This window comes from Pseudolactococcus hodotermopsidis (assembly GCF_011170085.1).
Taxonomy (GTDB): Bacteria; Bacillota; Bacilli; order Lactobacillales; family Streptococcaceae; genus Pseudolactococcus; species Pseudolactococcus hodotermopsidis.
Map to the genome: position 1 here is coordinate 1 of NZ_BLLI01000082.1, position 7,065 is coordinate 7,065.

General features: G+C 40.2%; 6 protein-coding genes. 4 read left to right on the top strand and 2 right to left on the bottom strand.

Features of this window, described 5'->3' with window-relative positions; translation table 11 throughout:
* Positions 1-222 precede the first annotated feature (222 nt).
* Both Hs30E_RS09895 and Hs30E_RS09900 read right to left on the bottom strand, forming a co-directional pair.
* Positions 223-867, bottom strand: coding sequence for an HAD hydrolase-like protein (locus Hs30E_RS09895; protein WP_172209791.1), 645 nt, complete (start codon positions 865-867; stop codon positions 223-225).
* Positions 868-911: 44 nt separating this feature from the next.
* Entirely contained in the window at positions 912-1,862 is a 951-nt protein-coding gene (locus Hs30E_RS09900; protein WP_172209792.1) for a biotin--[acetyl-CoA-carboxylase] ligase, read from the bottom strand.
* 87 nt (positions 1,863-1,949) lie between these two features.
* Between Hs30E_RS09900 and Hs30E_RS09905 the strand changes: the two genes are divergently transcribed.
* From Hs30E_RS09905 to mnmG, 4 genes are all read left to right on the top strand, one after another.
* Positions 1,950-2,966, top strand: a complete 1,017-nt coding sequence (locus Hs30E_RS09905; RefSeq protein WP_172209793.1) for a hypothetical protein — start codon at positions 1,950-1,952, stop codon at positions 2,964-2,966.
* 147 nt (positions 2,967-3,113) lie between these two features.
* A complete protein-coding gene (gene mnmA, locus Hs30E_RS09910) occupies positions 3,114-4,244 on the top strand; it encodes a tRNA 2-thiouridine(34) synthase MnmA (RefSeq protein ID WP_172209794.1) in 1,131 nt (376 codons plus the stop codon).
* A gap of 15 nt (positions 4,245-4,259) precedes the next feature.
* Positions 4,260-4,754, top strand: a complete 495-nt coding sequence (locus Hs30E_RS09915; protein WP_172209795.1) for a YehS family protein — start codon at positions 4,260-4,262, stop codon at positions 4,752-4,754.
* Between the two features lie 86 nt (positions 4,755-4,840).
* A complete protein-coding gene (mnmG, locus tag Hs30E_RS09920) occupies positions 4,841-6,712 on the top strand; it encodes a tRNA uridine-5-carboxymethylaminomethyl(34) synthesis enzyme MnmG (protein WP_172209796.1) in 1,872 nt (623 codons plus the stop codon).
* Positions 6,713-7,065 lie beyond the last annotated feature (353 nt).

Genomic DNA, 7,065 nt, shown 5'->3' on the forward strand with positions numbered 1-7,065 from the left:
GGGGAAGTATCTGAATATAACCAGTCTTTTTCTTGTAAATGATACTTACTTAGGATATAATCAAACATGTCTTTCCTTTCTTTTGTGTTGCTTAATAACTCACATTATAGAAGGAAGGATTTTTTTTGCAAAAAAATCGTCTGGGAATTTTTCCCACACGATTTATTATAGAGCCAGATTTTTTTGAGCTCTAAATTTTATATTTGAAGGTGTTTAGTAGACTTATTTTTTGACAACTTTGAGTAGGTCAATCGGTTTTTGGATGATGTCAGTAGCGCCTGCTTGACTAAGTTCAGCTAGATTGCCAAAACCCCAAAGAACACCAATTGTTTTAGCAACGTGATTGTTAAAGCCACCGATAATATCATGCTCACGGTCGCCAACCATACTAGAATTACTGGGGAGTGACTGCGTGTCTAATAGCGCTTTTTGAAGGACTAGTGTTTTGGAATTTTCTGTGGTTGTACTACCAAAAATACCGTCAAATTTGTCAGTTAAATCAAGCACATCAAGCATTTTTTTAGCGACCTCATCTTTTTTTGAGGTTGCAATATAAACACGATAATCATCTGCTCGTAGAACATTTAAAAGCTCAATAATGCCATCATAAATCTTGGCTTCACGCATGCCTCGATTCTCATAATATTTGCGATAGGTTGCGACTGCTCGTTCAGCCCAAGCCTTGTCGCCATGACTGAGTGTCATAAAAGTGTTTTCAAGCGGCGGACCGATGAAAGTATTTAGAATACTATCATCAAGTTGCGCGTGACCAAGTTTGTCAAAGGTATAACGAAAGCCGTTTTTGATACCTTTTGAACTCTCAACAATGGTGCCGTCCATGTCAAAGAAGATATTTTTTATTTTCATAGTTCTATTTTAACATGATGTTAGAGAATTTTGTGATGGAATTGCTATATTTGGGTTATTAGCATTTCGCCACCAGCTAATCTTATTTTGCCAGTTGGTGTGTGAAGTAGGAGTTGTCCCTTATCGTCAATTCCCTCAGCGATTCCTGTGATGACTTGTTGACCTGATTTGATTGTGACTGTTTTGCCGATATTTAGTAGAGATGTTCGATAATCATCAAGAAACAATCCGTCTTGGTAGCTGTTATAAAGTGCAAAAAAATGGTTAATTAGACACGCAGCAATCTGATTTCGAGAAATTTCGAGTTTATCAGTAATAGCTCCCAGCTCTGTTTGCTGATTTGTCAAATTTAAACCGATGCCAACAATCAAGGCTGAGTAAGTTTGACTTTCAAAATTGACCATAGCTTCAGTTAAGATACCACCAACTTTTTTATCATGATAATACAGGTCGTTAATCCAATTAAAATCAATTTGAATATCTAACAATTGTTTTAGCATACGAGCCACAGCCACGGCACTAGCGGTTGCAAGTAGACTTGGGATAACAACGCTATCAGGTGCGAGTGGTAGCGCAAAACTGATGTATAAACCAGTCTGGGCTGGCGAGACAAAAGCGCGACCAAAATGTCCTGCGCCCTTGGTTTGAACGTTTGCGATAATCGCGGTCGGCTCAGTAATTTCTTCGCTGATGAGTGCTTGCTTGGCAAAAGTGTTGGTTGATGAAAGAACATCAAAAACATATACAGCGATGGGAAATTTGAGCTTGTGGATAATACCAGTAACACTCATTTTTTCGTTAGGAATGTAACGATAGCCTTTACCAGGACCACGTTGGCTTTCAATGTTAAAACCGTCTGTCGTTAAATTAGCGATAGCTTTCCAGATTGCTGCGCGTGATAGATTGAGTTGCTTGGCTAATGTTTGCCCAGAAACCCAAGCATTTTCATTGGCTATTAAAGTTTTTAAGATATTTTCGGCTGTTGATGTTATCATACTATATATTTTAACATAAATATTTGCTTATAAAAAATACCAAAAAGCAATGGCATATTTACAAAAAAATTTGGTATAATAAGAATTATGAAGAAAAAATTGAAAATTTTAGTTAGTCTTATTAGTTTGAGTGCTAGTTTTACGCTTTTTGCTTGCCATCAAACTGTTTCTGATAAAACTTTGCCGAAAACAGGAAAATCAGTTCAATCTGAAAAGCGTGAGCCTAAAATTCCTACGCCCTCGCAAGAAATTGTGCAAATTGCGGACAAAATTGATTTCACTCAAAAAGGGCGTGATATTTTTTATACTGCCAAGCCAGAAATTTTAGATGCGGAGGCGTTTAATGAAAATGCGCCGATAAACTTTGATTCACGTGCTACTTTGGGTTATTATCAATACAGTAAAATTTTTGTTTACAACATCCAAAAACCTGAATTAGAGGGGATTGTTGAGGTAACAGCAGCACATGAGGCATTGCATGCGGTTTGGGAAGCCTTGACTAGCAGTGAACGTGAGAAAATTGGTAAACTCTTAGAAGAAAATTATGAAAAAGTGAAAACTGACGAGTTAGAAGCTTTAATGGCTGACTATGAAAAGTCTGAACCAGGTGAGCGTGAAAACGAACTTCATTCGATTTTGGGGACGACTTATGGCAATCTTTCGCCAGCACTCGAAAAATATTATACAAAATATTTTAAAAATCGAGGAAAAATCGTACAAATGTCAGATAATTATCAAGCAAAATTTGATGAATTAGAGAAAAAATCGGAAGAATTGTCAAATGAACTAACTAGATTGAAAGCAGAAATTGACATAGAAATGCCACAATATGATGCCGATTTGGCAACTATGGATTCAGAAATTGAAACTTTCAATTACCATGCAGACAACTATTATTACTCAAATGAAGCTGATTTTTATGCTGATAGAGATATTTTACAGCAAAAAGTGGCAGAATTAGATGCACGTTGTGATGCTATCAATGCCAAAGTTGCTGATTTTAATGCTAAAAATGAAGAATTAAATCAGATTGCTTTGAGAGCGACTGAATTGTATGATAGTATTAACTCGCGAGCTGGCGCACCAGTTGGCGTATCTGGATAGTCTGTTTAAACACGTATGTTTTTTGAAAATTATTATTGATTCAATTGATTGTCTTTCTAGCTAAATAGCTACTTTTCTGCTATACTAGAGTAGTTAATGACGCCCTTCAAAGCGATTGATTAACGAATAAAATTTGATGGGAGGATTATGATTTTGACAAATGATAATTCAAAAACACGTGTTGTTGTTGGTATGAGCGGCGGTGTTGATTCCAGTGTCACGGCGCTTTTGCTCAAAGAGCAAGGCTATGATGTCATCGGCATTTTTATGAAAAACTGGGATGATATCGATGAGTTCGGCGTTTGCACGGCGACTGAGGACTACAAGGACGTTGCTGCGGTTGCGGAGCAAGTCGGCATTCCTTACTATACAGTCAACTTTGAGAAAGAGTACTGGGAGCGCGTTTTCGAGTATTTTCTTGCCGAATATCGCGCGGGTCGCACGCCAAATCCAGATGTGATGTGCAACAAGGAGATCAAGTTCAAGGCTTTCCTTGACTATGCGACCAATCTCGGCGCTGATTTTGTGGCGACAGGGCATTATGCGCAAGTTACGCGTGATGAAAATGGGACAGTCCACATGTTACGTGGCGCTGATGACAATAAAGATCAGACCTATTTTCTCAGCCAACTGACACAAGAACAGCTCCAAAAAGTGATGTTCCCCCTCGGACATCTGGAAAAACCAGAGGTCCGAAAAATTGCTGAGCGAGCGGGTCTTGTAACAGCCAAGAAAAAAGATTCAACAGGTATTTGTTTCATTGGCGAAAAGAATTTTAAGCAGTTTCTCAGCCAATATTTACCTGCTCAAAAAGGTCGGATGGTGACTTTTGAGGGACGAGATATGGGCGAGCATGCGGGGCTGATGTACTATACTATCGGTCAACGTGGCGGTCTTGGCATTGGCGGGCAAGAGGGTAGCGATAATGCCCCATGGTTTGTTGTTGGCAAAGATTTGTCGCAAAATATCCTGTATGTTGGGCAAGGTTTTTACCATGAGTCACTTTATTCGACCAGTCTGGATGCCAGTGAACTGTCATTTACACGGGAAATGCCGAAAGAGTTTGACTTATGTTGTACAGCAAAATTTCGTTATCGTCAAGCTGATACAGGCGTGACCTTACAAGTGCGTGGCGACAAGGCAATTGTCACTTTTGACGAGCCAGTCCGTGCAATTACACCAGGGCAAGCTGTCGTTTTTTATGACGGTGCGGAGTGTCTTGGGGGGGCGCTGATTGATCATGCTTATAAAGATGGAAAAGTCATGCAATATCAATAAAATATAAGGAATAATATGAACAATAACGATATTTTAATCCGTCTCCGTTACACTTTTGACATCAAAGATGCGAATATGTTGCTGATTTTTGAGCTAGGTGGGCTGACACTCACGCTAGAAGACTTGCAGGTTATTTTGAAAAAGCAAGCGCCTGATACACCGAGAGATCAAGCTCTTTCTCGTGAGAATCTTGAGCATTTTTTGAATGGCTTTATCATTAGCCAACGTGGCGTTAAACTTGATAAGGACGGTAAGGCGCTACCCGCAACTTTTGATATGACGGGCGATAATCTGATAAATAACGTGACGATTAAAAAAATCAAGATTGCCATGACCTACACGACCGACCATTTGCAAGATTTTCTGAACCAAGCAGGGAAAACGGTGTCCACAAGCGAACTTTCAGCGATTTTGCGCAATAAAAATCATCGGAATTACAAACCCGCTGGCGATCAGATGTTGCGAAATTTGCTTAAAGGGATGGCTTTAGATTATCGTTTGAATGGTTAAATCAGACTCAAACAGTCGTGTGTCAGTACCATGAAGATAGCTAAGCTATTTTTCGTGTGCTTGACTTTTTGTGTTAAGGAGAACTCATGCAGTATCAAGAAATTTACGATGTTATCGTTGTTGGTGCGGGTCATGCAGGCTGTGAGGCTGCTTTGGCTAGTGCTCGAATGGGTGTTAAGACTTTGCTTTTGACAATCAATCTCAATATGGTCGCTTTCATGCCTTGTAATCCCGCAGTTGGTGGCTCGGCTAAGGGAATTGTTGTTCGCGAAATTGATGCGCTTGGTGGCGAGATGGGGGTCAACATTGACAAGACCTATATCCAGATGAAAATGCTCAATACTGGTAAAGGGCCGGCTGTTCGGGCTTTACGGGCGCAAGCAGATAAAGATTTGTATGCGCATGAGATGAAGAAAACGATTGAGCAGACAGAAAATCTGACTTTGCGACAAGCAGTGGTAGCTGAACTTCTCGTTGAAGAGGCTAAAATCATGGGTGTGAAAACGGCAACGGGGACTGCTTATCGTGCTAAATCTGTGGTGATTACAACTGGCACGGCTTTACGTGGCGAGATTATCATTGGTGAGCTTAAGTACTCGTCAGGACCAAATAATTCTCTTGCTTCAATCGGACTTGCTGATAATTTGCAGGAGTTGGGATTTGAAATCGGGCGTTTTAAAACTGGAACCCCCCCACGTGTCAAGGCTAGTAGCATTGATTACAGTAAAACTGAGATTCAACCAGGCGATGAAAAAGCGACTCACTTCAGTTTTTTGTCAAAAGATGCTGATTATCTGAAAAATCAAGTGCCGTGTTGGTTGACCTATACGGCGCCGACGACACATGAGATTATCCAAGCGAATTTGCATCGTGCGCCGATGTTTTCGGGCATGGTCAAGGGGGTAGGACCACGTTATTGTCCGTCAATTGAGGATAAAATCGTCCGTTTTGCTGATAAACCGCGTCATCAGTTGTTCTTAGAACCAGAGGGGCGCGAAACTGAGGAAGTTTATGTGCAAGGCTTGTCGACTTCTATGCCAGAGGACGTGCAGTTTGAGATTTTGCACTCGATTCCTGGTCTTGAAAATGCTGAGATGATGCGCAGCGGCTATGCGATTGAGTATGATGTTGTCTTGCCTCATCAACTACGGGCAACGCTTGAGACGAAACTTATCTCGGGGCTTTTCACGGCTGGGCAGACAAATGGCACCTCTGGCTATGAGGAGGCGGCTGGACAAGGGTTAGTTGCGGGTATCAATGCTGCTTTGAAAGCCCAAGGCAAACCAGAGTTCATTCTCAAACGCTCAGATGCCTATATCGGCGTGATGATTGACGATTTGGTAACCAAAGGCACAATTGAGCCCTATCGGTTGCTGACCAGTCGGGCGGAGTATCGCTTGATTCTTCGTCATGATAATGCGGATATGCGTTTGACGACACTTGGGCGTGAGGTTGGTTTGGTTTCTGATGAACGTTGGCAAGTCTTTGACATTAAGAAATATCAGTATGAAAATGAGCTGAAACGTCTAAATTCAGTCAAACTAAAACCGGTTGCACCAACAAATGATAAAATTGTCGCACTTGGTTTCAAACCATTGACAGATGCACTGACGGCTGCTGAATTGATGCGCCGACCAGAAATTTCTTATGAAATTGCAACTGAATTTATTGGTGCAGCACCAGAAACACTTGAACCGAAAATCATTGAGTTGATTGAAACAGAAATTAAATACGAAGGTTATATCAAAAAAGCACTTGACCAAGTTGCCAAAATGCACCGTTTGGAGGCTAAGAAAATTCCGAAAAATATGAATTGGGATGCGCTTGACAGCATTGCGACGGAGGCGCGCCAGAAGTTTAAGAAAATCAATCCCGAAACGATTGGCCAAGCTAGTCGAATTTCTGGAGTTAATCCTGCAGATATTTCGATTTTGATGATTTATTTGGAGGGGAAATAAGGGAGTTTAGAATTGGCTAATGTGAATTTTAGAAAAAATGTGTAATTTATTTTGATAATTGTGATATAATAGAGAGATTTTTATGAATAATACTCTGAGTAATATATTGAACACAAAAAGATGAAGATACGCAAAAGTTTGGCTTGTCTGTTAAAAAGCATGACGATTTGTCAAGCGAAATTGAAAATGTCCCAAAAAAAAGTCTAAACATGAGTTACATTTATAGAGCAAAATTTGCTTTTAGATTCCATTTTTGATATGATTGAGTTATGATTTAGGCTGAATTTTCAGCTTGATATTCCAGAAGCGTCTTACCGATTCTTCTGAGATACTTTTCGAAAGATGCAAGTTTC